The following is a 24,580-nucleotide window of genomic DNA, read 5'->3' as shown; positions in this document are numbered from 1 at the left end:
GCCGCGGGCCGGAGGCGTCCGCCCGGTCACGGCGTCTCCGTGTCGCCGATCCCGACCTTCGCGCGCTTCTCGACGCTGATCATCGTCGGGTCCTCGGCGGGCACCATGCCGAGCTTCATGGCGCGCTCCGCCAGCGACGACTCCGCGGCCCGGAGCTTCTCCTGCTGGGTCTGGACGTCCTGCGCCACCTGACCCACCTCCGCCTGCAGCCGCGACGCCTCGTACGAGCCGCGCGCCATCGACGTGTTGAGGAGCAGGGCCGCCAGCAGCGCGCCGGCGAGGATCACCGCGCACAGCACGAGGAACGGGACGCCCGACGTCGCCTGGAGGGGGGCGCGGACCGCGTCGAGCCGGCGGCCGCGGTCGGCGGCGCCGCCCGGCAGCGAGGTCAGCGGTGCACGACGGGGTGCCGCGGCCGGGCGGGTCCCGGGGGTGGCGGGGGCACGCAGGGCGCTCATCGGCGGTCCTCCTTGGGGTGCGGGCGGGTGCGCGGTCGGGGCGCGGTGGTGCGCATGTGGTCGGGGGTGGGGCGGACACGGCGGGCGGCGCGCAGGCGGACCGAGGCGGCGCGCGGGTTGCGCTCGAGCTCCGCCTCGTCGGCCTCCTCCGCGCCCCGTGTCAGGGCCTCGAGGTAGGGCTTGTGGGTCTCCGGCTCGACGGGCAGGCCGGCCGGCGCGCTCGACGTCGTCCCCCGCGCGACGGCCCGCTTGACGATCCGGTCCTCCAGCGACTGGTAGGACTCGACGACGATCCGCCCGCCGACGGCCAGCGCCTCGATCGCGGCGGGCACGGCGCGCTCGAGCACCTCGAGCTCGCCGTTCACCTCGATCCGCAGCGCCTGGAACGTCCGCTTGGACGGGTTGCCGCCCGTGCGCCGCGCAGCGGCGGGGATGGATGCCCGGACCAGGTCGGCGAGCTCGCCCGTCCGCTCCCACGGCCGCTCCTCGCGGCGCCGCACGATCGCCCGGGCGATGCGCGGCGCGAACCGCTCCTCGCCGTACTCGCGCAGCACCCGCGCGAGCGCGCGCTCGTCGTAGGTGTTGAGGACGTCGGCCGCGGTCGCGCCGCGCGTCTGGTCCATCCGCATGTCGAGGGGCGCGTCCTGGGCGTACGCGAAGCCGCGGCCCGCCTCGTCGAGCTGCAGCGACGAGACGCCCAGGTCCATGAGGACGCCCTGCACGCCGTCCAGCCCGAGCTCCGCGACGACCTCGCCGATCTCGTCGTAGACCGCGTGCACCGGGGTGAACCGGTCGCCGAAGCGGGCCAGCCGCTCGCCCGCGAGGCGCAGCGCCTGGGTGTCGCGGTCGATCCCCACGACGCGGGCCGTCGGGACCTGCTCGAGCACCGCCTCGGTGTGACCACCCATGCCCAGGGTGCAGTCGACCAGCACGCTGCCGGGCTCCGCGAGCGCCGGCGCGAGGAGGTCGACGCACCGCTGCAGCAGCACGGGCAGGTGACGATCTCCCGCGGGTCGCGGGTCGTCCGGTGTGCTCATCGGTGCTCCTCCTCTCGTGCTCGGTCTCGTGTCGGGTCCGGTCCAGCTGGTCGCCGGGGCCCCGCCCGGCCAGGTCTCCCTCCGCGCCGTTCTGGCACCGGGGAAGTGCGCCAGACCCTCGCGGGAGGAGGCCTCGTCGTGCGGGGCCCTGCTGCTGCTCGTCTGCTGTGCGGTTGTGGGTGGTGCCGGTGGTTCAGAACTGCAGGTCCGGGAAGATCTGCTCGGACGTCTCGGAGTACGACGACTCCTGCTCGGCCAGGTAGGTCTCCCAGGTGGTGCGGTCCCAGACCTCCACGCGGGTGCCGGCGCCGATCACGGCGACGTCCCGGTCGAGGCCGGCGTACGCGCGCAGGGCGGCCGGGATGACGACCCGCCCCTGCTTGTCCGGCAGCTCGTCGCTGGCACCCGACAGGAACACGCGCAGGTAGTCGCGCGCCTGCCGGCTGGTCACGGGGGCCTGCCGCACCTGCTCGTACATGCGGCCGAACTCGTCCATCGGGAGGAGGAAGAGGCAGCGCTCCTGTCCCCTCGTCATGACGAGGCCGGGAGCGAGTCGGGCACGGAACTTCGCGGGGAGGATGAGCCGGCCCTTCTCGTCGAGCTTGGGGGTGTAGGTGCCGAGCAGCAGCCCGGCCCCCGGAAACGTGTCCTCCAGACCTGCCACGGCTCGCACCTCCCCTCGCGCTCCCGCAGCCTCCACGCTACTCCACTTTCCTCCACCGGGCGCGGGCAACGGTGGGGAGTTCTCCCCATCTCACCCCCTCCCCCCACAGTCCCCACACATCGCCGCAGGTCAGGACGCCAGGGACGGACGGACCGCCGGTGGAGGGCGGTGGAGGGCGGGCCGCCGGGCCCGTGTCGTCCGCCGCGCGCGTCCGGTACCCGGAGGTGCCGCACGGCCGCGACCACCGGACGCGGGGTGCGTCGTGGAGCGAGGTGGAGCGGGTGATCGTCGTCACGTCCGGCCCCGATTCCACTAGGCTGCGAGAACGTCACGAGCACGTGAACCGGAGGTCACCCGTGCACCCAGAACCCGTCTCCCCCACGCTGGCCGGCGCACGCACGGAGACGGAGGACCGCAGGGACGGCGCGACCCCCTCCACGGGGACCGGCCTCGACGCCCTGGCCAGAGATCTCGACGAGCTCGTCACCGCCACCACGCGGGTGCGGGAGGCGATCGACTCCGTGGTCTCGGGGCGTCCCGGCCTCGCCGAGGTGACCGTCGCCGTCCTGCTCGCCGAGGGTCACCTCCTGATCGAGGACGTCCCCGGCGTCGGCAAGACGACGCTGGCGAAGGCCCTCGCCCGCAGCATCGACTGCCGCGTCGGCCGCATCCAGTTCACCCCCGACCTGCTCCCGAGCGACCTCACCGGCGTCAACATCTTCCGCACCGCCACGCACGACTTCGAGTTCCGGCCCGGGCCGGTGTTCAACAACGTGGTGATCGGCGACGAGATCAACCGCGCCTCGCCCAAGACGCAGTCCGCGCTCCTCGAGTGCATGGAGGAGGGCCAGACGACGATCGACGGCACCACGCACACGCTGCCGCGGCCGTTCCTCGTCGTGGCGACGCAGAACCCGGTGGAGATGGAGGGCACCTACCCGCTGCCCGAGGCGCAGCGCGACCGGTTCATGGCCCGCCTCACCGTCGGCTACCCGGACACGGACGCCGAGCTGCAGATGCTCGACCGCCAGGAGTCCTCCGACCCCTTGGACCACCTGTCGCCCGTCACCACCGGCGCCGACATGGTGCGGTACGCCGAGGCGGTGCGCGCCGTGTACGCCGCGGCGCCCGTCAAGCAGTACGTGCTCGACCTCGTGGGCGCGACACGGCAGCACGAGGGGGTCCGGCTCGGCGCCTCGCCGCGGGCCTCGCTCCAGCTGCTGCGGGCCGCCAAGGCCGCCGCCGCCATGGCGGGGCGCGAGCACGTGCTGCCCGACGACGTGCAGTCCCTCGCCGTCTCGGTCCTGGCCCACCGCCTGATCCTCAGCACCGAGTCCCGGCTCGGCGGCGTGACCCCCGAGGACGTGATCTCCGAGATCGTCCAGCGCACCGCCGTGCCCGGCGGCCGCGTCGCCGTCGCCGCACCCGCGGGGTCGTTCGCGCGACCCTCCCGCGAACGCGGCCGGTAGGGCCGGCGATGTCCGGCGACGACGAGTCCGGCACGGTCCCGGCCGCCACCGAGCGCAGGGCGGGGCGGGTCGGCCCGCGCGACACCCGGCACCCGGCGCTGCGGCGGGTCGTCCGCGTCCGGCCCACGCGCCGCGGCCTGGCCCTGCTCGTCGCGGGCCTGGTGCTCGTCACGGTCGGCACCCTGCTCGACCTGCCCGACGTCGTGGGCCTCGGCGCCGCCGCCGTGCTGGCCGTCCTCCTCTCCTGGGTGCTCATGGGGGTGCAACGCCTCGACGCCGGTCGGGGGGCGCTCGTGGTCACGCGCGAGCTCACGCCGAACCCCGTCGTGCGCGACCAGACGGCCACGGTGCGCCTCGTCGTCGGCGCCCGCGCCCGCACGGGCGCGGCCTACGAGCGGCTGGCCCGGCTGCGGCTGTCCGAGCAGGCCGCGCACGAGCTGGCAGGGCCGCACGGCATCCGCGCCCGGGTGACGGCGCACGCGGACCGCATCGCCGTCTCCTACGCGCTCACCCCGTCCCGCAGGGGCCGCTGGGCCCTCGGCCCGCTGCTCACCACGCGCACCGACGCCTTCGGGCTGGTCCGCACCACGCAGCCGCTCGGCGCCGCGACCCGCGTCGCGGTGTGGCCCCGGACCGTCGGCCTGCCCACGCGCACGCGGGTCCTCGGCGACGTCGAGCGCGCGGCCACCGGCGCGCGGCTGGCGTCCACCGACGACTCCGTCCTGCGCGAGTACGTCTCCGGCGACGACCCCCGCCGGGTGCACTGGGCGGGCTCTGCGCGCCAGGGCCGGCTCATGGTCCGGGCGGACGAGAGCGCCGGCGTGCGGCCCGTGACCGTGCTGTTCGACCGGGCGCTGCTGCCGCCGCCCGTCGACCCGCGCACCGGCGTCTGGCCGTCCACCCGCGGCTCCCGCACGCACGCGGAGGGCGAGCTCGCCGTCGAGCTCGCGGCCTCCGTCGCCACGTCGTTCCTCGACGCCGGCCACCCCACGCGGCTGGTGCCCACCGGCTCGGGCCCCGCGCCCGTCCCCTTCGCGGCCGGCGCGCGCACCGGCCGCGCGACGGTCCTCGACCAGGCGGTCGACCTGCGCGGGCACCGCGGGGCCGCCGACGCCGAGCGCGCCGTCCTGCAGACGGTCCGCGCCCTGCGCGCCTCGCGCTCGCAGGAGGAGATCGTCGTCGCCGTGCTGGGCCCCCAGCCGGAGGCCGCGTTGCGCGAGGTGGCCGAGCTCGGCGTCGAGGGCACCTGCTGGGCGCTCGTCGTGGCGCCGGCCGAGACCCGGGACGCCGGTGCGGCGCCGGCGGGAGACACGGTCGGCGCGCTGCGCGCCGCCGGCTGGCGCGTGGCCACCTGCCCCCCCGGCACGGCGGCCGACCGCGCCTGGGCGCTCCTCGCGGAGGGGGCAGCATGATCCCCGCCCACGCGGGCCCGACGGCCCGTACCGTCGCCTCCGGGGTCCTGGTCGCCGTGGCGGTCGCCGCCTCGATGCTCTCGCTCACGAGCATCGTGCTGCCGGGGGGCTGGACCCGCGCGGCCCTCCTCGGCATCGTCCTCGTCAGCGCGACGACGGTCACGTCCCGGGTCACGATCGAGCGGCGGGCCCGCGCCCGGGGGCTGCGCACCAAGGAGTCCGGCTCCGCCTGGCCCAGCGTGCTGGGCGGCGTCGTCGCCGCCTGGTTCGTCCTCGCGCGGTACGGCGGCCCCACCGCCGACCCCACCTTCCTGGTCACCCCGGAGCACCTGTCGCGCGTCGTGGCGCGGCTCGGCGAGGCCGGAGAGATCGCCCGCTCGGAGGTCGCCCCCGTGACGGGGAGCGTCCCGATGGGCCTGCTCACCGTCGGCGGCACGCTGCTCGTGCTGCTGCTCACCGACGCTCTCGCGGGCGCGCTGCGCCGTCCAGCGGCGGTCGGCCTGCCGCTCCTCGCCCTCTGGGCCCCGCCGCTCGTGCTCGCGGGACGAGTGCCGTGGGGCGTGTTCGTCGTGACCGTCGCGGCCCTGCTGCTGCTCCTCACGCTCGACGGCCCGCTGGTCGCCCGGGCGCGACGGGCCGAGCGCACGCCCGCGCCCGTGCGGCGCGCCGAGCGGTCCCGCGCCGTCGCGACGACCGCCGGAGCCGTCGTCCTCGCCGTCGTCGCCGGCCTCGTCGGTACCGCGTCCGCCGCGCTCCCCGGCGGGCCCGCGGGCTGGTACCGCACCTTCACGACCACGGGCGACACCATCCGCCTCGCCGAGGACCTCGACATCCTGCGGAGCCTGACCGAACGGTCCCGCTCCGTGGTCCTGTCCTACGACACCGGTTCCGACGCGGACGTCGGGCCGTTGCGCAGCTACACCGCCACGGCGTTCGACGGGCGACGGTGGCAGCGCGGGGAGGAGCGCGGCGGCCGGGATTTCGGCGACCGCGACGTCCTCTGGCCCGACGACCCGCCGTCCGGCGAGACCTCCGTCCGCAGCGTCGCCCTCGACGTCGGCGAGCTCCGCGACGACAAGCTGCCGATCAGCATCGACCCCCGCCAGGTGGCCACGGACGGCGGCGGTTGGGGGTACGACCCCGCCCGGGACGAGGTGGTCGGCGGGCTGACGACCGCGGGCGACTCCTACACCCTCACGGTGCACGAGCGGGACCTCGACCCCGCCACCCTCCGGGAGGCGCCGACGGCCGACCTCGACGAGGTCTACACCCAGGTGCCCGACACCGCGCACGCGGGCGACGTCGAGGCGGCCGCACGCGAGGCCGTGGGCGACGCCGACACCGCCTACGACCAGGCCGTCGCCCTCCAGCGCTGGCTGCGGGACCCCACCCGCTTCACCTACTCGACGACCATCCCCCGCGGCGGCACGGGAGACCCGGTCTGGGACTTCCTGCAGCACCGCACGGGCTACTGCATCCAGTTCGCGACGACCATGGTGGTGATGGCGCGGTCGCTCGGCATCCCCGCGCGCCTCGCCGTCGGGTACCTGCCCGGCGACCGCACCGGCGAGACCACCTGGCAGATCACGGGGCAGGACTCGCACGCCTGGCCCGAGATCTACTTCCCCGGCAGCGGGTGGGTGCGCTTCGAACCGACGCCCGCCCAGCAGACGGGGAGCCCGCCCGCCTACACGATGCCGCGCGTCCAGGGCGACCCGGCCGCGGCGCCCACGGCCAACGACCTCCGCGAGCGGCAGCCCACGGCGGGGAGCACCTCGACCGAGGACGAGGCGACGCCGTCGGCCTCGTCCGCCGCCGCGGCCACGCCCGTCGTCGACACCGGCCTCCCCGGCTGGGTGTGGATCACCGCGGGCAGCCTCGTCGTCGTCCTGGTGGGTGGCCTGGTGCTGCTGCTCGCCCGACGACGCCGTGCCTCGCTGGAGCTCGATCCCGAGCTCGCCTGGCAGCAGGTGCTCGCCACCCTCGCCGCCGAGGGCGTCCGGCTACCGCCGGCCACCACGCTCCGCCGCGCCCCGGACGCCATCGCGTCCGCAGTGACCGCCCGGAGCGGCCGCGAGCTCAGCCCCGCGGTGCGCGAGGACCTCGCCGCGCTCGCAGGGGCGGCCGAGGCCAGCAGGTACGCACGGGAGCCCGTCGCGCCCGAGCCCGACGAGCTCGAACGGCTCACGACGGCGGTGGCCTCCGGGCTCGGCGAGACCCTGTCGACGCGATGAGCCCGGCGGCGGTCGCGGGTCCGCCAGACGAGCCCGACCGCACCGGGAGTAGTGGACCACCAGCGCGGTGCGCGCCCGGGACGCGCTTGCCGACAGACGGACGAGCCCGCCCCGTCCTCGGGACGGGGCGGGCTCGTCGTGCCTGCGGTACATGCGGTGAAGCGGTGCGTGCGACGACGCGTCGCGGTGGTTCGCCGCTCCGCCGTTCAACGACCTTGGCGGCTCAACGACCCTGGTCGCGTCGCCGCTCCCAGCGCTCCTCGAGACGGGCGAGGAAGCCTTCCTTCTTCGCCGCGCGCGCCGGCTGCGGGGCGGTGCGGCCCGGACGCGAGCGGTCCGGGTTGGTCGCGGGGTCCACGGTGCCGTCCGGCCGGACCACGCCCGTGGGGCCCGACCGCCGCGGGGCGGCGAACGCGTAGGCGACGCCGGCGAACATCAGGACGAAGCCGACGACGCCGACCCAGGCCTGCGACGTGGCAGCACCGACCACGAGCAGCAGCAAGCCCGCGACGACTCCGACGCCGGCCAGGACATAGCGCAGGGGCGACCGGCGGCGCGCCTGCTGCAGGGTGTTGGCCAGACGGGGATCGTCGCTGCTCAGCGCGCGCTCCATCTGCTCCAGCACTCGCTGCTCGTACTCGGACAGTGGCATCGAGTCCCCCCGGGGATCGAGGTGGAACGGTAACGCCCTCAGGATATGCCCGCGCCGCCCGGCACGGTAGTCGACGGGGGTGAACCTCGGCGGCGACCCGACGCCGCACCCAGGCTGATCGCCGATCGGCCGAACCGCTCACGCACCGCGTCCAGCGCGAGCTCGGCCTCGCGGCGGGCCTCCTGACGCGGATCCACGGCCTCGTCGAGGGTCACCTGCTCGGCGAGACCGGACCTGACCTGCAGGTTCTCGCCGCGGACGCCGACCAGCCGCACGGGCAGACCGCGCAGGTCCGCCGCGCCCAGCAGGTCGCGCGCGACGAGGAAGATCGCGCGCGCCACGTCGGTCGGGCCGTCGAGCGTGCGCGACCGGGTCAGGGTCCGGAAGTCGGAGGTGCGGACCTTGATCGACACCGTGCGCGCGACCACGCCCTGGTGCCGCAGCCGGGCCGCGACCCGGTCCGCGAGCTCGAGGACGCGCTGCTCCACCGCGCCCAGGTCCCACAGGTCGCGCTCGAACGTGGTCTCGGCCCCGACGCTGCGCTCCTCGTGACCCGGGACGACCGGCCTCGGGTCGCGCCCCCATGCGAGGTCGTGCAGGTGCGCCCCGGAGACCGACCCGACCGCCGCCTGCAGCGTCGGCACGTCGGTGTCCGCGAGCTGGGCCACGGTCGTGATGCCCCAGCGCGCCAGGGCGGCCTCCGTCTTCTCACCGACCCCCCAGAGCGCGCCCACCGGCAGCGTGCGCAGGAAGGGCACCGTCGCGTCCGCCGGCACGAGCATCATCCCGTCCGGCTTCGCGTGGGTGGACGCCAGCTTGGCCACGAACTTGTTGCGCGCGATCCCCACGGAGCACGTGATCCCGTGCTCGGCACGGACCTGCTCGCGCAGCCTCGCCCCGATCACCGTCGGGGCGCCGAGCCGACGACGGGCCCCGCTCACGTCGAGAAAGGCCTCGTCGACCGAGATCCGCTCCACCAGCGGCGTGATCGTGGCGAGGATCGCCATGACCGACTCGGACACCTCGTGGTACAGCGTGTGGTCGGGCGGCACCACGACGGCCTGCGGGCACAGCCGCAGACCGGCGGCCATCGACATCGCGGAGCGCACGCCGAAGGCCCGGGCCTCGTAGGTCGCCGCGAGCACGACGCCCCGCTCCCGACCCCCGACGATCACGGGACGACCTCGCAGCTCGGGGCGGCGGGCGAGCTCGCAGGACGCGAAGAACGCGTCCATGTCGACGTGCAGCACGGAGGTGCCCGACTCGTCGGTGCCCCAGTCCCGGAACGCCTCCGCAGACCGCGGACCGCGGCTCACGACGCCGCCGGCGCGACGGCGAGCGGTCGCGCGAACCCGGCGCGGGGGTCGACCAGGAGGCCGACCTCGTCGCGGAAGTCCTCCGCGCACGCCACGAGCTCGGCCGCCCGGCGCGCGTCGACGTCGGGCTCGAGCCCCGCCTCGACCGCCGCCCGGACCCGGGCACCGGAGGCGAAGTACCCCGACCACGCGGCGAGGTCGGGCTCCACGAGCGCCAGCATGTCCCAGACCGAGCGCGCCCGGCTCCGGGCCGACGGGCGCCCGCGCAGCGCGACGACGGCGGCCGCCGCGCGCAGCGCAGCCAGGTGGGCGTGGACGAAGCGCTCGGCAGGGTCCGTCGCCGTCGAGGCCGCCGCGAGCTCCGCGTCGGAGCGGTCGAGGAGCCGGGTCACCTCGGGGCTCGGGGGCAGCACCGCGCCCCCACCGACATGACCTGCTCGGCCGGCATGGCCACGACCGCTCGTCGCACCGGCAGATCTCGTGCGAGCCGACATCCTGCACCTCCCGTGCTCCGCGGTTCCCCGCGCCCGTCCAGTGTCGAACACCTGTTCGAACCTGTCAACCGCCGGACCCCGGGCCCTCCTCGTCCTCCGAGCGGGGAGACTGGTCGCATGTCCCGCTCCTCCCGAGGCGGATCGCGCCCCGAGCGCCGGTCCGGTCGACGCCACCCAGCATCCCCCGACGCACCGACACTCCCCGACGAGGAGGTGCCGATCGACACGGGCACGGCGCGCGTCGAGCGCGACCCGGACCACCCCGGCCGCGTGACGCTGCACGTCAACGGCGTGCCGAGCTCCGCCCTCGACCTCGACGACCCCGGCTTCCTCGCCTTCGAGTACATGCAGCAGATGGCCGCCGTGCTGGCGGGGCTGCCCGAGGGCCCGCTGCGGGTGCTGCACCTCGGGGCGGCTGGGTGCGCCCTCGCGCGGCACGTCGAGCACGAGCGACCGGACTCGCGCCAGCTGGGCGTCGACGTCGACGCCCGCCTCCTCGAGCTCGTGCGGTCGTGGTTCGCGCTGCCGCGCTCGCCCCGCCTCCGGCTGCGGGCCGACGACGCCGGCCACGCCCTCGCGTCCCTGGCGCCGGGCTCGTTCGACGTCGTCGTGCGCGACGTCTTCGCGGGCGACCGCACGCCCGACCACCTGGCCGACGCCGCGTTCGCCGCGGCCTCGCACCGCGTGCTGCGGCCCGGCGGCGTCCTGCTGGCGAACTGCGCGGACCGGCCCCCGCTGTCCCTCGCGCGCCGGGAGACGGCGACGCTCGCCGCGGCGTTCGGGCCGGACGCCGTCGCCGACGGACGGCTCGGCGTCGTCGCGGAGCACGCCGTGCTCAAGGGGCGCCGGTACGGCAACGTGGTGCTCGTCGCCGTCCGCGCCGCACCCGACGACGCCCGCGACAAGTCGGGCGAAGACACCGCCGACGAGCTCGACCTGCACGACGCCGGCCTCGCGCGCCGGCTGCGCAGCCTGCCCGTCCCGGCGCGGCTCCTCGTCGGGGGCGAGCTCCAGAGGTTCGCCGGGGCCTGACCCGGCACGGACCAGCGGCGGGCCGAGGGACGTGCTCCCCGGTCACGACGACGGCCGCGCCCCGGGCGGGGACGCGGCCGTCGTCAGGCGAGCCGGGTGCTCAGAGCGGCACGACCTGCTCCGCCTGCGGGCCCTTGGGGCCCTGGGTGATCTCGAACTCGACCCGCTGGGCCTCGTCCAGGGTGCGGTACCCCTGCGACTGGATCGCGGAGTAGTGCACGAAGACGTCGGCTCCGCCGTCGTCCTGCGCGATGAAGCCGTAGCCCTTCTCCGAGTTGAACCACTTCACAGAACCTTGCGCCATGCTGATCCTTCGACCTTCCGTCACAACGGGCACGAGCGGGCCGGGCGGCCACCCGTCGCTGCAAGCCGCACCGCCGGTTCGTGCGAAGGAGCGCCTCTGCAACGCGGTCAGTGTGGCACGGACCACACCGCCGTGCCACGGATATGCCGCGGAAGCCGCGCATCGGCCATTCGGGACCGGGCCGGTCCGCGCTCCGGGAGCGCGGCCGGCGCAGCGTCAGTCGTCGTCCTGCCGGGCCAGGAAGCGCTCGAACTCCGCGCCGAGCTCGTCGGCCGTGGGCAGGGGGGCCTGCTCGGCCAGGAGGCTCGGCCGCCCCACCGACCTCGTGAAGGCGTCGTACTGCTCCTCGAGCGCCTTGACGACGGCCTTCACCTCGCCCGACTCCCCCACCTGCTTCTCGACCTCGATCGTCGCGTCCGCCGCGGCCTCCGCGAGCAGGCCGGTCGCGAGGTCCAGGCCCGTGGCGCGCTCCACGTGCCGCAGCGCGACGACCGCCGCCGGCGCGTAGCGCGACTGCGCGAGGTAGTGCGGCACGTGCACGGTGAAGCCGATCGCGTCGTGCCCGGCCTCGCCGAGCCGGTACTCCAGGAGAGCGGCCAGCGATCCGGGCACCCGCACGGTGCCGAAGAACGACGTGTAGTCCTCCACCAGACCGGGGCGCGTGCCGTGCGCCGTCAGCGACAGCGGCCGGGTGTGCGGCACGCCCATCGGGATGCCGTGGAAGCCGACCGTGAGAGAGACGTCGAAGCGCTCCACGAGGCCCTTCACGGCCGCGACGACCCGCTCCCACTGCAGGTCCGGCTCCGAGCCGTGCAGCAGCAGGAAGCCGGTGCCCTCGCGGTCGGCGACGTGGTCGATCGCGAGGTAGGGCTCGTCGTAGGCGGACCACCGGTCGGCGTCGAACGTCATCCCGACCCGCTTCGAGCGGTAGTCGAGGAGCTGGTCGACGTCGAAGGTCACCAGGCGCGTGGTCGTCAGCTCCTCGGTGACGTGCTCCACGGCGATCTCGCCCGCGGAGCCGGCGTCGACGAACCCGTCGAGCGCGTGCAGCAGCACGGGGCCGGTGCCGACCGACGCCGCGTCGGGCCCGTGGTGGGGCAGGACGCTCTTGACGGCGGCCTCGTCGACCTCGTAGATGCTCTGCGGGTCCAGCAAGGGGTTCCTCCTCGGTTCTCCGGCTCGCGCCGGCGGGCTCGCGCCCGCACGAGTGTCAACCGCGCCCCGCCCCGGATCCTTCCCGGCCCGTGGGCTTCTGCTCCCGGCCCCGCTCAGCGGTGGGGCAGCCGCACCACCGTGACGAAGAAGTCGTCGATCTGGCGGACCACCTGGATGAACCGGTCGAAGTCCACGGGCTTCGTCACGTAGGCGTTCGCGTGCAGGGAGTACGACCGCAGCACGTCCTCCTCCGCCTCGGAGGTCGTGAGCACGACCACGGGGATGTGCTTGAGCCGCTCGTCCGCCTTGACCGCCGCGAGGACCTCACGGCCGTCCATGCGAGGCAGGTTGAGGTCCAGCAGGATGAGGTCCGGCGTCGGCGCCTGGGCGTGCTCGCCCTCCTTGCGCAGGAAGGCCATCGCGCTCACGCCGTCCGCCACGACCGACAACCGGTTGGCGACCTTGTGCTCGTCGAACGCCTCGCGGGTCATGAGCACGTCACCCGGGTCGTCCTCGACGAGAAGGACCTCGATACCCGTCTGCTGGTCCGTCATGCCCGCTCCCTCGTCGTCGAACGCCCGGTCGGGGCGCGCCCCTGCCCTACCTTCTGCTGCATCGTCGCAGGTCAGCGACGTCTGCCGAGCCTAACCGACGATGACGTCGGTCGCCTCGTCACGGTCCGGGAGGGTCCACCGCACCGACGTCCCGCCGCCCGGGGCCGGCTCCAGCCAGACCCGCCCGCCGTGGTGCTCGACCACCCGCTTGACGAGCGCGAGCCCGATGCCGGTACCCGAGTAGACGTCCTTGGGGTGCAGCCGCTGGAAGATGACGAAGACGCGCTCGGCGTACTGCGGGTCGATGCCGATGCCGTTGTCGGTGCAGGACAGCTCCCAGCCGGGCTCCGGCCCCTCGACCCGCCGCGCCGACAGGTGCACGCGCGGCGGACGGTCGGGGTCCCGGAACTTCACGGCGTTCCCCACGACGTTCGCCAGCAGCATCGTCAGCAGCGCCTTCTCCCCCCGGACGACGGGCAGCGGGTCGTGCGTGACCTCCGCGCCCGCCTCGGCGATCCGGCCCTCCTGGTCGTGCCGCACCTGCTCGAGCGCCCGCTCGAGGTCGACGTCCTCGGGCTCGCTGCCGGAGCGGCCCACGCGCGAGAAGCTCAGGAGGTCCTGGATGAGCCGCTGCATGCGCCGCGCGCCGTCGACGGCGAAGGCGATGTACTGGTCGGCCCGCTCGTCCAGCTGCTCGCCGTACCGCTTCTGGAGCAGCTGGGTGAAGCTCGCCACCTTGCGCAGCGGCTCCTGCAGGTCGTGCGAGGCCACGTAGGCGAACTGCTCGAGGTCGCGGTTCGAGCGCTCCAGCTCCTGGTTCGAGCGGGCCAGCTCGCGCGCCTGCTCGGCGAGCAGGGCGTGGGCGCTCTCGGTCTCGACGTGCGACGCGCGCACCTCGGCCACCTGCTGCACCAGCTCGCGGCGCATGTGCTCGACGTCGGCCGCGAGCGCCGCGACCTCGCCGGTGCCCTCGACCCGGATCTCGTGCTCGTGCTCCCCCGTGCTGGCGGCGCGCACCGAGTCGGCGAGCCGGGCCAGGGGCCGCGTCACGCCGCGCTGCAGGGCGCGCCACATGAACAGGCCCATGACCACCACCAGCAGGACGAGCACGATCACCACGACCAGCAGGGTGAGGTTCCACGCGTGGGCCGCGTCCATGGCCTCGTCGCCCGCGCCCACCCGCAGCAGCACCAGCGAGCGCTGGATCGCGACGAGCGCGACGGCGAGCGCGAGCAGCAGCACCGCGCCGACGATGAGCAGCAGCCGCAGGACGACGTCGTGCAGCGGGCGCTCGCGCCTCACGGGCGCGCCCACTCGGCCGAGTCCGCGAGGGTCGAGGACCGCTCCCCCAGGTACGGCGTGTCGTGCCCGGTCCACCCGACGACGAGCAGCGCCGCGTCGTCGGTGAGCGGGCCGCCGTGCAGCGCGCGCACGCGTCGCAGCACGCGCTCGACCACGCCGACGATGCCCTGCCGCTCGAGGTCGTCGCGCACCAGGTCGTGCAGCCCGGACTGCCCGAGGCGCGGCACCCGGCGCCGCAACGGGCCCACGCGCGCGGGCCGCTCGCCGTGCAGCGCGACGAGCCCGAGCGCGTCCTTGCCCAGGCCGTCCAGCACGGGTTCCGTCGCCGCGTCCGGGACGCCGCCGCCATAGCGCACCTCCGCCTCCACGAGCCCGTCGGTGTAGAGCATGAGCGCAAAAGGGCCGTCGAGCCCGATCCGCCGCGGCTCCCACCCGCCGTCGACGGGGACGCCGAGCGCCCGGCCCCGGCCGGTGGGCGGCAGCAGCTCGCAGCGCAGGCCCCCGACCGGTCCGGTGATGAGCAGCGGCGGCAGATGACCCGCCAGGTAGAGGTCGATCCCGGAACGGTCGGGGGCGACGACCACCTGGCACAGGGTCACGAAGACCTCCGGCCGTGCCCGCTCGGTGAGCAGCACGCGCTCCAGATGCTCGAGGATGCGCTCGGGCGGCGTGCCGGTGAGGACGAGGGTGCGCCAGGCGGTGCGCAGGGTCGCCCCCAGCGCCGCCTCGTCGGGGCCGTGGCCGGCGACGTCGCCCACGACGGACAGCACGGACCCGTCGGGCCGCTCCACGGTGTCGAAGAAGTCGCCACCGAGCAGGCCGCCGCCGCCCGGCAGGTAGCCGACCATCACGGAGACGCGCTCGTCGCCGACGAGGGGCTTCGGCAGCAGGGCCCGCTCGAGCCGCGCGGTCTCCTCGGCCCGCACCGCGCTGCGGTAGAGCGCACGCTGCTGTGCCGCGGACCGGCGCCGCTGGAGCGCGTAGCGCAGCGACCTGCCGAGGAGCCCCGAGTCCGTCTCGCCCTTGACGAGGTAGTCGTCGGCCCCCGCGGCCACCGCCTGCAACCCCTGGTCGCCCCCGGTCAGGCCTGTGAGCACCACGAGGGCGGGCACGTCGTGGACGCGCTCGGCGACCTCGCGCAGCCGTGACACCGCCGTCAGCCCGACGGCGTCCGGCAGCCCGAGGTCGAGCAGGACGCAGTCGACCCCCGGCGCGCCGCCGGGCCGGGAGAGGGCGTCCACCGCCTCCGCCACGGACCGGGCGCGGCGCAGCACGACCGTGACCTCGGCGTCCTCGAGCAGCTCCGTGACGAGCAGCGCGTCCCCGTCGTCGTCCTCCACCAGGAGGACGGTGGCGGCCGCGTCCTCGGCGGGTCCGTCGGACCCGGCTCGCAGGACGTCGCCGCTGCTCATGGGCCTGATCCTAGCCCCGGCCCTCCGCTCCGGGCAGGTGTCGGGAGCCCGGCGCGTCGCCGCCCGGCGCCGGACGGTGCCCACGGGCGCCCCCGGCATCTGCAATGATGGTCCGCCGCCGGGGCCGCACCGTCGTCAGAGCGCGGCCCGAAGGACGCTGGGGAGGATGCGTGGCAGGCAGGCAGGACGAGCTGGCACGCGAGCAGGAGGTCGTCGACGGCCTCTACGCCCGACTGGACGAGCTGCGCCGCGCGACGCGCGACCGGCTCGCGGAGGTCCGGCGCTCGGGGCCGTCGGGGTCGCCGCAGAACCGGAGCGAGCGGGACGCCTTCGCCACCCTCTACGAGGACCGCGTGGCCCAGCTGGACGCCGTCGAGGACCGGCTCGCGTTCGGTCGCCTCGACCTCGACGACGGCGACACCCGGTACGTGGGCCGACTCGGTCTCGCGGACGCCGAGCACCGGTCGCTGCTCACGGACTGGCGGGCGCCGGCCGCGACGCCGTTCTACCGGGCGACGGCCCTCCACCCGGCCGGGGTCCGCCGTCGCCGACACCTCGTGACGACGGGACGCGCGGTCACCGGGCTCGAGGACGAGGTGCTCGACCTCGACGCCCTGGCGGACGGCGCCGAGGGCGACGACGGCTCCCTCGCCGCGTCGACGCTCTCCGGCGAGGGCGCCCTCCTCGCCTCGCTGGCCGCGCGCCGCACGGGTCGGATGACCGACATCGTCGCGACGATCCAGTCCGAGCAGGACCGCATCATCCGTGCCGAACTCGCCGGCGCTCTCGTCGTGCAGGGCGGCCCCGGCACGGGCAAGACCGCCGTCGCCCTGCACCGCGCCGCGTACCTCCTGTACGCGCACCGTCGCGTGCTCGAGCGCAGCGGCGTCCTCCTCGTGGGCCCGAGCCGCGCCTTCCTGCGGTACATCGACCAGGTGCTGCCCTCGCTCGGCGAGACCGGCGTCGTCGCGACCACCGTGGGCGAGCTGCTGCCCGGCGTCCGGGCCGACCTGGCCGACACCCCCGCCGCCACCGAGATCAAGGGGCGGCTGGTGTGGCGCGACGTCGTGCGCCGCGCCGTGCGCGCCCGCGAGCGCGTCCCGGAGCGCGACGTCCGCTTCCGGCTCGAGGGGTACGACCTCGTCGTGCGCCGCCGGGACGTGCGCGACGCGATCGGCCGCGCGCGCCGGACGCACAAGCCGCACAACGAGGCCCGCGCCGCCTTCGTGCGCGACATGCTCGCGCGCCTCGTGGACCAGTACCGCGCCGCGGCCGACACCGAGCTCGCCCCCGAGGACGTCGCGATGGTCACCGAGGACCTGCGCTCCCACCGGGACGTGCGGGTCGCCCTCAACCTGGCCTGGTTCCCGATCAGCCCCGAGAAGCTCGTCGCCGATCTCTTCGCCAAGCCGCACCGGCTGGCGGAGGCCGCGCCCGAGCTGTCCGCGAGCGAACGAGCGGCCCTCCGGCGCGACCCGGACGCACCCTGGACCGAGGCCGACGTCCCCCTGCTCGACGAGGCCGCCGAGCTGCTCGGCGAGGACGGCTCGATCGCCAGGGCCGAGGCCCGGGCGCGCGCCGCCGAGCGCGCCGCGGAGCTGGAGTACGCCCGGTCCGTGCTCGAGTCCACCGGCGCGGGCGGCGGCCTGGTGGACGCCGAGACGCTGGCCTCCCGTTTCGAGTCCACCGGGCCGCGGCTGACGACGGCGGAGCGCGCCGCGGAGGACCGCACCTGGACGTACGGCCACGTGGTCGTCGACGAGGCGCAGGAGCTCTCCCCCATGGCGTGGCGGATGCTGGTGCGCCGCGTGCCCACGCGCTCGATGACGATCGTCGGGGACGTCGCGCAGACGTCGTCCCCCGCGGGCGCCCGGTCGTGGGCCCGCGCGCTGGACCCGGTGCTCGGCGACTCCTGGCGCCAGGAGGAGCTGACGGTCTCCTACCGCACCCCGGCCGCGGTCGCGGACGCCGCGCAGCGGATGGCCGCGGAGGCCGCGCTCCCCGTCTCGCCGCTCACCGCCGCCCGGCAGGTCGACGGCGCGCTGGAGCTCGCCCGGGTCACGCCCTCGGGTCCCGCGCGTCCGGTGCTGGTCCAGGAGGTCGTGGGCCACGCGGTCTCCCTCGCGCGCGAGTTCGTCGGCTCCGACGGCGCCGGGCGGGTGGCGGTGGTGGCCGCGGCCGACCAGGTCGAGGCGATCCGGGCCGCGGTCGAGTCCGTCCTGCCCGACACCCTCGGGCCGGCCGAGGGCGCGCGCCTGCTCGCCCAGCGCCCGGAGGACGCCCAGGTGAGCGTGCTCGACCCGCGCGCGGCCAAGGGGCTGGAGTTCGACGCCGTCGTGCTGGTCGAGCCGGCGGCCGTCGCGGAGGGCCCCGGCGGGGCGTCGGACCTGTACGTCGCGATGACGCGCCCCACCCAACGCCTCGTCGTCGTGCACGAGCGTGCCCTGCCCGCCGGCATCGTGGAGCTCGTCGCGGCGTGACGCCGGAGGTGGCACCGCAACGGTGAGACGCGTTTGTGGGCGCGGGCCCGCACGGCGCACCATGGCCTCGTGCTGCGAGCCCTCCTTCTCGAGAACGTCCACCCCGTCGCTGCCCAGAATCTTCGTGATGCGGGCATCGAGGTCGTCACGCGCCCCGGCGCGCTCGACGAGTCCGAGCTGATCGAGTCCCTCGCGGACTTCCAGATCCTCGGCATCCGGTCCAAGACCACCGTCACCCGCAAGGTCCTGGAGAGCGTCCCCGGCCTGCAGGCCGTCGGCACGTTCTCCATCGGCACCAACCAGATCGACCTCGAGGCCGCCGCCGCCCACGGCGTGGCCGTGTTCAACGCGCCCTACTCGAACACGCGCTCCGTCGTCGAGCTCGCGATCTCGGAGATCATCGCCCTGACGCGCCGCCTCACGGTGCGCGACAAGGCGCTGCACGACGGCGTCTGGGACAAGACGGCGGAGGGCTCGCACGAGGTGCGGGGCCGGACGCTGGGCATCATCGGCTACGGGAACATCGGCTCCCAGCTGTCGGTGCTCGCCGAGAACCTCGGCATGCGGGTGGTCTTCTACGACACCGCCGAGAAGCTCGCGCTCGGCAACGCGCACCGCGTCGAGACCATCGAGGAGCTGCTCGCCGAGGCGGACGCCGTGACGATCCACGTGGACGGGCGGGCGGGCAACGCCGGCCTCTTCGGGGCGGACCTGTTCGCCGGCATGAAGCCCGGCGCGATCTTCCTCAACCTGTCGCGCGGCTTCGTCGTGGACGTCGAGGCGCTGCGGGAGCACATCCTCTCCGGCCACCTCGGCGGCGCGGCCGTCGACGTCTTCCCGACCGAGCCGAAGAAGCGCGGCGACGGCTTCACGTCGCCGCTGCGCGGCCTGCCGAACGTCATCCTCACCCCGCACGTCGGCGGCTCGACCGAGGAGGCCCAGGAGGCGATCGGCGAGTTCGTGTCCAAGAAGCTGCGCGACTTCGTGGCGACCGGGTCCACGACGCTGTCGGTGAACCTCCCGAACCTCCAGCTCGCGCACACGGGCGTCGGCCGCATCATGCTGCTGCACCGCAACGTGCCCGGCGTCCTCGCCCGCGTGAACCAGGTCTTCGCCGACCACGGCGCCAACATCGAGGCGCAGATGCTCGCGACGCGCGGCGAGATCGGCTACGTGGTGACCGACATCTCGGACGTCACCCAGCGCGGCGCGTCGGCCGGTGCTCAGCCCGACTTGCGGCGGAACATCTTCTGCACGGGCCCGGTCGTCTCCGAGCCGTGCACCTGGCCAGTGTTGCCGTCCTTGCCGGCGGTCGGGTGGCTGGCGGCGTTCTTCTTCTCCAGCGCCTCCCGGAAGCGCGCCTTCGTGTCCTCGGAGGGCTTCGCCCTGGAGTCGTCCGTCATCGCGGTCACCTCGTCGTCCGTCGGGGTGGGTGTGCTCGCGCGGCGGGGCCACGCAGCACCTGGTGGCGTCCAGCATGCCCCGGGCCGCCACCCCGCGCCAGGGCATTTCGCCCGGACCGGGCGACCCGGGCGTCAGGCGGTCGTGCCGCTGCCGGCGGTGGCGCGCTCGTCCCGCTCCGCCCGCAGCGAGGTGATCGCCGACTCGAAGTCCTCGAGGGACTCGAACGACTGGTAGACGCTGGCGAAGCGCAGGTAGGCGACCTCGTCCAGCTCGCGCAGCGGCCCGAGGATCGCCAGACCGACCTCGTTCGCCTCGATCTCGGGGCGGCCGGAGGCGCGCAGGGTCTCCTCGACCTTCTGCGCGAGGACGGCGAGGTCGTCGGAGCTCACCGGCCGGCCCTGGCACGCCTTGCGCACGCCCGCCACGACCTTGTCCCGACTGAAGGGCTCGGTCACCCCGGAGCGCTTGGCCACCGACAGGCTGGCCGTCTCGATCGTGGTGAACCGGCGCTGGCACGCGGGGCACTGACGCCGACGTCGGATGGACGAGCCGTCGTCGGAGGTGCGCGAGTCGACGACTCGCGAGTCCGCATGGCGGCAGAACGGGCAGTGCATCGCTGGTCTCCTGCGCTCGGCTCCGGACCGGCGCCCGGCTGCCCGACAAGGTAAGCGGCGGGCGACCGTCCGCGCAAGCAGGATCCCCGCGGCGGGCGCGCCGGTCCTCGCCGTCAGTCCAGCGGGAGCACCACGACCTGCCCGGTCTGGAGCTCCGCCGACGTGAGCCCGTTGAGGTCGCGGAGCTCGGCGACCACGTCGCGCAGATCCTCGCCCGTGTCGCGCACCTGCTGCGCGTACTGCCAGAGGGTGTCGCCGGGCGCCACCGTCTGGAGCCGGACCTCGACGCCCGCGCCCGGCGACTCGGCGACGGCGCGCTGGCCGAACAGCCCCGCGCCCACGAGCACGAGGAGCACGAGGGCCGCGACCACCACCCGGCCCCTGCGGGTGAGCCGGAGCCCTCCGAGCCCGAGGAAACCGTGCGCGTCGCTGGTGCTGCGTGCGTTCTGCATCGTCCTGCCTCCGGTCCACGTGGTGCCGCGCGAGGCGGCCGCTCCGTCGAACGTCTGTTCTTCGAACACCTGTACGTCGAACTGCTGTACTAGGTGTACCACGTCCCGGCGACACGGTCGAGGTCCGATCGAACAGATGTTTGATGTCGGGCCGGAACTGGCTTAGAGTGGCCGACAGCGCGATGGAAGGTTTGTCGGATTTCATCGGCCCGCCCACGGGCCGCGCCCTGCAGGACGGAGAACGCGATGACCAGCGGACGGGACCAGGCCCCGGCGTCCACGACGACGGCGACGCCATGGGCTGCCCAGGACGACACCCTCGAGGACGCGGCCACCACGACGGCCGGCGCCTCCACGACCGCGCTGGCGTCGGTGAGCGAGCTCTCTCCGTCGTCCGACCGCCTCACGCCCCGCCAGCGGCGCGTGCTCGAGACCATCCGCAGCTCCGTCGAGGCCCGCGGCTACCCGCCGACCATGCGCGAGATCGGCGAGGCCGTGGGCCTGGCGAGCCCGTCCTCGGTCAAGCACCAGCTCACCACGCTCGAGCGCAAGGGCTACCTGCGCCGCGACCCCAACCGGCCGCGCGCGATCGAGGTCGTCGACCCCGAGACGCCCGCCGTCGTGGCCGCCGCTCCCGACGCCGACCCCGCTCCCGGGTACGTGGCCGGGTCGCTCGCCGCGTCCGACGCGCAGCCGGCCCAGGCCCCGTCCTACGTCCCGCTGGTCGGCCGGATCGCCGCCGGAGGCCCCATCCTCGCGGAGCAGGTCGTCGAGGACGTCTTCCCGCTCCCCCGGCAGGTCGTCGGCGACGGCGACCTGTTCCTGCTCAAGGTCGCGGGCGACTCGATGGTCGACGCCGCGATCTGCGACGGCGACTGGGTGGTCGTGCGCAGCCAGCCCGTCGCCGAGAACGGGGAGGTCGTCGCCGCGATGATCGACGGCGAAGCCACGGTCAAGACCTTCAAGCAGGCCGACGGGCACACCTGGCTGCTGCCGCAGAACGCCGCCTACTCCCCCATCCCGGGCGACGAGGCGCAGGTGCTCGGCCGGGTCGTGGCGGTGCTCCGCAGCCTCTGAGCGCCGGTGCGGCGCCCCGGGCCGTCAGAACCCGAGGCGCTGCTGCACGGCCCGCATGTTCTCGGCCGACGCGCGCAGCCCGGCGACCTCGTCGTCCGACAGCGGGGTGTCGATCGTCTCCGCCACGCCCCGTCGGCCGACGAGCGACGGTACCGACAGGCAGACGTCGCTGATGCCGTAGAAGTCGTCGAGGCGCGACGACACGTTCATCACGCGGTGCTCGTCGTTGAGCACCGCCTCGATGATCCTGGTGGCCGCCAGACCGACCGCGTAGTTGGTCGCCCCCTTGCCGGCGATGACGCGGTAGGCGGACTCCACGACGTCGGTCGCGATGCGCCGCCGGGCGGGCTCGTCGAGGGGCGGGTGCCCCCGGAACGGCCGCCAGTCCAGGAGAGGCACGCCGGCGATCGTCGCGGAGCTCCACAGCACGATCTCCGAGTCGCCGTGCTCGCCCGCGATGTTCGCGTGCACGTTCCCGACGGCCACCCCGCAGTGGCGGGCCAGCGCGTCGCGCAGCCGGGACGAGTCGAGGACGGTCCCGCTGCCGAACACCCGGCCCCGGGGCAGGCCGCTGATCTCCTGCGCGGCGTAGGTGACGACGTCGACCGGGTTGGTGACCATGAGGAACACGGCGTCCGGGGCCACCTCGAGCAGGCCCGGCAGGATGGACCGCGTGAGGCCGACCGTCGCCTCGGCCAGGTCGAGGCGGCTCTGGCCGGGTTTCTGCTTGGCTCCCGCCGTCACCGCGACGATGTCGGCGCCGCGACAGACCTCCACGTCGTCCGAGCCGTCGATCTCGGCCTGGGGGATGAACATGCCCCCGTGCCGAAGGTCGAGCACCTCGGCCTCGACCTTCGCGCGGTTGACGTCCAGGAGGGCGACGGACCGGGCCGCGCCCCGGGCCAGCGCTGCGTACGCGAGGGTGGAGCCCACCGCGCCCGCCCCGACGATCGCGAGCTTGGTCGTCCTGCGTGTCTCGTCCACGGCCACACGCTATGTGTCGAGGCGCCGGAGCGCAGCGCGGACGAGCTCCCCGTCGGTGGTCGGCCAGAAGTCCGGCATGGACCGGGTGAGGAAGGAGCCGTAGCGGGCGGTCGCGAGCCGGGGGTCGAGCACGGCCACGACGCCGCGGTCCTCCCCCGTGCGCACGAGCCGGCCGGCGCCCTGCGCCAGCAGCAGGGCGGCGTGCGTGGCCGAGACCTGCATGAACCCGTTGCCGCCCGCCTGCTCCACGGAGCGGGCACGGGCCGCCTTCACCGGGTCGTCCGGGCGCGGGAACGGGATCCGGTCCACGAGCACCAGCTGGCAGCTCGGGCCCGGGACGTCCACGCCCTGCCACAGGGACAGCGTGCCGAACAGGCAGGTCTTCGGGTCGTCGGCGAACGCCTTGACGAGCGTCGGCAGCTGGTCGTCGCCCTGGCACAGCACGGGCACGTCCAGCCGTTCGCGCATCGCCTCCGCCGCGGCCTGCGCCGCTCGGCGGGACGAGAACAGCCCGAGAGTCCGTCCTCCCGCGGCCTCGATCAGTCCCGCGATCTCGTCGAGCTGGGCGTCCGTGGTCGGTTCCCGCCCAGGCGCGGGCAGGTGCCGCGCGACGTAGAGGATGCCCTGGCGCGGGTAGTCGAACGGGCTGCCGACGTCCAGCCCGGACCAGTCCGCCGTCTCGTCGGAACCGCCCGAGCCCGCGAGGCCGAGCGAGCGCGCCACCGGGTCGAAGGTGCCGCCGAGCGTGAGGGTGGCCGACGTGAACACGCCGGTCGCCTCGCCCAGGAGGTGCGTGCGGATGAGCCCCGCCACCGCCAGCGGCGCGGCGTGCAGGCGCGTGACGCCGTCGCCGGCCCACGGAGCGTTCTCCGGCGGACGCGAGCACCAGAGCACGTCCGCCGTCGTGTCCTCGGCCGCCATCCGCTCCGCGACCTCGAAGAGCTGCAGGACGGCGGACTGCGCCATCTTCATCCCGGCGTCCGGCGCCTCCTGCCCCTTCCCCGCGCCCTGGGGCTTGAGGCGCGTGAGGAGCTCGCGCGCCGCGTCACGCACGGCGCCCACGGCGGCGCGCAGCTCGTCGGGAAGGCCGAGCGGGAAGCGTTCCGCGGGCGCGGTGGCGAGCAGGGTGCCCAGGCGCTGGGAGGCGGCGTCGAGCGCCTCCGTCTCGGTGCCGCCGTGCCGCCGGGCGAGGCGCGCGGCGTGCTCCACGATCGTCAGCGAGAGGTCGACGGTCGCGGCCGCCGTCACACGCTCGGCGAGCTCGTGCGCCTCGTCGACGACGACCGCGTCGTGCTCCGGCAGCACGCCCGGGTTCCCCGAGACGGCGATGCCGAGCATGGCGTGGTTGGTGACGACGACGTCGGCCTCGCGGGCCGCCGCGCGGGCCCGCTCGGGGAAGCACTCCGCCAGGAGCGGGCACCGTTGCCCCAGACACTCCAGGGCCGTCACGGAGACCTGCCGCCAGGCCTTGTCGGGAACGCCGGGCACGAGGTCGTCCCGGTCGCCCGTGTCGGTCTCGTCGGCCCAGCCGTGCAGCCGGCGCACGTGGTCGGCCAGCGTCGCCGTGTCGTCGGCGCGCCCGCCGCGTCCGCGGGGGCCGGGCGGCGCCGGGTGCTGCTCGGCGCCCGCCCCCTCGCCGGGGCCGGGGTCGGCCGGGAGGTCGAAGAGCGTCGCGCCCTCGACCGGGTAGCCGCCCGTCACCTTGTGCTTGCACAGGTAGTTGTGCCAGCCCTTGAGCAGGGCGACCTTGGGGGGACGCGGCAGCTTCGGCCCCACCGTCTCGGCGACCAGCGGCAGGTCGCGCGTGACCACCTGGCGCTGCAGCGCCAGGGTCGCGGTGGAGACGATGACGCGCCTGCCGTCGACGACCGCGTGCCGTACCGCCGGGACGAGGTACGCGAGCGACTTGCCCGTCCCGGTGCCCGCCTGCACCAGCAGGTGCCGGCCGTCGTCGACGGCCTCGGCCACCGCCTCCGCCATGCGGCGCTGGCCCTCCCGCCGTCCGCCCCCGAGGGCCCCCACCGCCAGGTCGAGGAGCTGCGGGGCGTCGGGGGCGTCGGCGGAGGTCACCCGT

Annotated in this window: 22 protein-coding genes and 1 pseudogene; 7 read left to right on the top strand and 16 right to left on the bottom strand. The window is 75.2% G+C overall.

Annotated features, from left to right (window positions below):
• Positions 1-26 precede the first annotated feature (26 nt).
• The 3 genes from ACFQ8T_RS15260 to mraZ all read right to left on the bottom strand — a co-directional run bounded on the left by ACFQ8T_RS15260 (position 27) and on the right by mraZ (position 2,123).
• Positions 27-458 carry a hypothetical protein gene (locus tag ACFQ8T_RS15260; RefSeq protein WP_430547366.1) on the bottom strand — a complete coding sequence of 144 codons (432 nt, stop codon included), beginning with the start codon at positions 456-458 and terminating at the stop codon, positions 27-29.
• Complete coding sequence (gene rsmH, locus ACFQ8T_RS15255; protein ID WP_430547365.1) at positions 455-1,495, bottom strand: 16S rRNA (cytosine(1402)-N(4))-methyltransferase RsmH; 1,041 nt, start codon at positions 1,493-1,495, stop codon at positions 455-457. The genes ACFQ8T_RS15260 and rsmH overlap by 4 nt, the downstream gene beginning before the upstream one ends.
• Positions 1,496-1,688: 193 nt before the next feature.
• A complete protein-coding gene (gene mraZ / locus ACFQ8T_RS15250) occupies positions 1,689-2,123 on the bottom strand; it encodes a division/cell wall cluster transcriptional repressor MraZ (protein ID WP_429762671.1) in 435 nt (144 codons plus the stop codon).
• A gap of 392 nt (positions 2,124-2,515) precedes the next feature.
• Here mraZ and ACFQ8T_RS15245 point away from each other — a divergent pair, with 392 nt between their 5' ends.
• Genes ACFQ8T_RS15245 through ACFQ8T_RS15235 form a run of 3 tightly spaced genes read left to right on the top strand, consistent with a single transcriptional unit; the run spans position 2,516 to position 7,274 of the window.
• Positions 2,516-3,628 carry an AAA family ATPase gene (locus ACFQ8T_RS15245; RefSeq protein WP_430547364.1) on the top strand — a complete coding sequence of 371 codons (1,113 nt, stop codon included), beginning with the start codon at positions 2,516-2,518 and terminating at the stop codon, positions 3,626-3,628.
• Between the two features lie 8 nt (positions 3,629-3,636).
• Entirely contained in the window at positions 3,637-5,040 is a 1,404-nt protein-coding gene (locus ACFQ8T_RS15240; RefSeq protein WP_430547363.1) for a DUF58 domain-containing protein, read from the top strand.
• A complete protein-coding gene (locus tag ACFQ8T_RS15235) occupies positions 5,037-7,274 on the top strand; it encodes a transglutaminaseTgpA domain-containing protein (protein WP_430547362.1) in 2,238 nt (745 codons plus the stop codon). The genes ACFQ8T_RS15240 and ACFQ8T_RS15235 overlap by 4 nt, the downstream gene beginning before the upstream one ends.
• Before the next feature lie 223 nt (positions 7,275-7,497).
• On the opposite strand, the gene ACFQ8T_RS15230 is transcribed toward ACFQ8T_RS15235, so the two are convergent.
• The 3 genes from ACFQ8T_RS15230 to ACFQ8T_RS15220 are packed head-to-tail and all read right to left on the bottom strand — an operon-like array spanning position 7,498 to position 9,655.
• A complete protein-coding gene (locus tag ACFQ8T_RS15230; RefSeq protein WP_430547361.1) occupies positions 7,498-7,926 on the bottom strand; it encodes a DUF3040 domain-containing protein in 429 nt (142 codons plus the stop codon).
• A 38-nt stretch (positions 7,927-7,964) separates the two neighbouring features.
• Positions 7,965-9,242 carry a DNA polymerase IV gene (locus ACFQ8T_RS15225; RefSeq protein WP_430547360.1) on the bottom strand — a complete coding sequence of 426 codons (1,278 nt, stop codon included), beginning with the start codon at positions 9,240-9,242 and terminating at the stop codon, positions 7,965-7,967.
• Positions 9,239-9,655: an SAV_6107 family HEPN domain-containing protein gene (locus ACFQ8T_RS15220; protein WP_430547359.1), complete on the bottom strand. Its 417-nt coding sequence runs from the start codon at positions 9,653-9,655 to the stop codon at positions 9,239-9,241. Before ACFQ8T_RS15220 ends, ACFQ8T_RS15225 begins: the two co-directional genes overlap by 4 nt.
• A 294-nt stretch (positions 9,656-9,949) precedes the next feature.
• On the opposite strand from ACFQ8T_RS15220, the gene ACFQ8T_RS15215 reads away from it, so the two are divergent.
• Positions 9,950-10,768, top strand: coding sequence for a spermidine synthase (locus ACFQ8T_RS15215; RefSeq protein ID WP_430547358.1), 819 nt, complete (start codon positions 9,950-9,952; stop codon positions 10,766-10,768).
• A gap of 100 nt (positions 10,769-10,868) precedes the next feature.
• Here the strand turns inward: ACFQ8T_RS15215 and ACFQ8T_RS15210 are convergent, their stop codons facing one another.
• The 5 genes from ACFQ8T_RS15210 to ACFQ8T_RS15190 all read right to left on the bottom strand — a co-directional run bounded on the left by ACFQ8T_RS15210 (position 10,869) and on the right by ACFQ8T_RS15190 (position 15,495).
• Entirely contained in the window at positions 10,869-11,072 is a 204-nt protein-coding gene (locus ACFQ8T_RS15210; protein WP_429762195.1) for a cold-shock protein, read from the bottom strand.
• A gap of 216 nt (positions 11,073-11,288) precedes the next feature.
• Positions 11,289-12,227, bottom strand: coding sequence for a proteasome assembly chaperone family protein (locus ACFQ8T_RS15205; RefSeq protein WP_430547357.1), 939 nt, complete (start codon positions 12,225-12,227; stop codon positions 11,289-11,291).
• Positions 12,228-12,340: 113 nt separating this feature from the next.
• Entirely contained in the window at positions 12,341-12,781 is a 441-nt protein-coding gene (locus ACFQ8T_RS15200) for a response regulator (RefSeq protein ID WP_430547356.1), read from the bottom strand.
• A gap of 90 nt (positions 12,782-12,871) precedes the next feature.
• On the bottom strand, positions 12,872-14,083 hold the full coding sequence (locus ACFQ8T_RS15195) for an ATP-binding protein (RefSeq protein ID WP_430547355.1): 1,212 nt from the start codon (positions 14,081-14,083) through the stop codon (positions 12,872-12,874).
• Complete coding sequence (locus tag ACFQ8T_RS15190) at positions 14,080-15,495, bottom strand: PP2C family protein-serine/threonine phosphatase (RefSeq protein ID WP_430547354.1); 1,416 nt, start codon at positions 15,493-15,495, stop codon at positions 14,080-14,082. Before ACFQ8T_RS15190 ends, ACFQ8T_RS15195 begins: the two co-directional genes overlap by 4 nt.
• Positions 15,496-15,665: 170 nt before the next feature.
• Here ACFQ8T_RS15190 and ACFQ8T_RS15185 point away from each other — a divergent pair, with 170 nt between their 5' ends.
• Positions 15,666-17,975 carry a HelD family protein gene (locus ACFQ8T_RS15185; protein WP_430547353.1) on the top strand — a complete coding sequence of 770 codons (2,310 nt, stop codon included), beginning with the start codon at positions 15,666-15,668 and terminating at the stop codon, positions 17,973-17,975.
• A gap of 69 nt (positions 17,976-18,044) precedes the next feature.
• Positions 18,045-19,178 (top strand): annotated as a pseudogene (gene serA, locus ACFQ8T_RS15180) (phosphoglycerate dehydrogenase); the annotation flags it as partial.
• Between the two features lie 20 nt (positions 19,179-19,198).
• On the opposite strand, the gene ACFQ8T_RS15175 reads toward serA, so the two are convergent.
• The 3 genes from ACFQ8T_RS15175 to ACFQ8T_RS15165 form a co-directional block, all read right to left on the bottom strand.
• Entirely contained in the window at positions 19,199-19,378 is a 180-nt protein-coding gene (locus tag ACFQ8T_RS15175; RefSeq protein ID WP_429762202.1) for a DUF5302 domain-containing protein, read from the bottom strand.
• A 132-nt stretch (positions 19,379-19,510) separates the two neighbouring features.
• Complete coding sequence (gene nrdR, locus ACFQ8T_RS15170) at positions 19,511-19,993, bottom strand: transcriptional regulator NrdR (RefSeq protein WP_430547352.1); 483 nt, start codon at positions 19,991-19,993, stop codon at positions 19,511-19,513.
• A 113-nt stretch (positions 19,994-20,106) separates the two neighbouring features.
• The gene (locus ACFQ8T_RS15165; protein WP_430547351.1) at positions 20,107-20,445 is read right to left on the bottom strand and encodes a LysM peptidoglycan-binding domain-containing protein; all 339 of its coding nucleotides are present in this window, start codon (positions 20,443-20,445) and stop codon (positions 20,107-20,109) included.
• A gap of 246 nt (positions 20,446-20,691) precedes the next feature.
• Here ACFQ8T_RS15165 and lexA point away from each other — a divergent pair, with 246 nt between their 5' ends.
• On the top strand, positions 20,692-21,522 hold the full coding sequence (gene lexA / locus ACFQ8T_RS15160; RefSeq protein ID WP_430547350.1) for a transcriptional repressor LexA: 831 nt from the start codon (positions 20,692-20,694) through the stop codon (positions 21,520-21,522).
• A gap of 24 nt (positions 21,523-21,546) precedes the next feature.
• On the opposite strand, the gene ACFQ8T_RS15155 is transcribed toward lexA, so the two are convergent.
• Complete coding sequence (locus ACFQ8T_RS15155; protein WP_430547349.1) at positions 21,547-22,506, bottom strand: L-lactate dehydrogenase; 960 nt, start codon at positions 22,504-22,506, stop codon at positions 21,547-21,549.
• A 9-nt stretch (positions 22,507-22,515) separates the two neighbouring features.
• Positions 22,516-24,576 carry an ATP-dependent DNA helicase gene (locus ACFQ8T_RS15150; RefSeq protein ID WP_430547348.1) on the bottom strand — a complete coding sequence of 687 codons (2,061 nt, stop codon included), beginning with the start codon at positions 24,574-24,576 and terminating at the stop codon, positions 22,516-22,518.
• Positions 24,577-24,580: the final 4 nt, after the last annotated feature.

Source organism: Isoptericola sp. NPDC056618, from assembly GCF_042792715.1.
Lineage (GTDB): Bacteria > Actinomycetota > Actinomycetes > Actinomycetales > Cellulomonadaceae > Isoptericola > Isoptericola nanjingensis.
This window is presented reverse-complemented; position numbering and strand designations above follow the sequence as displayed.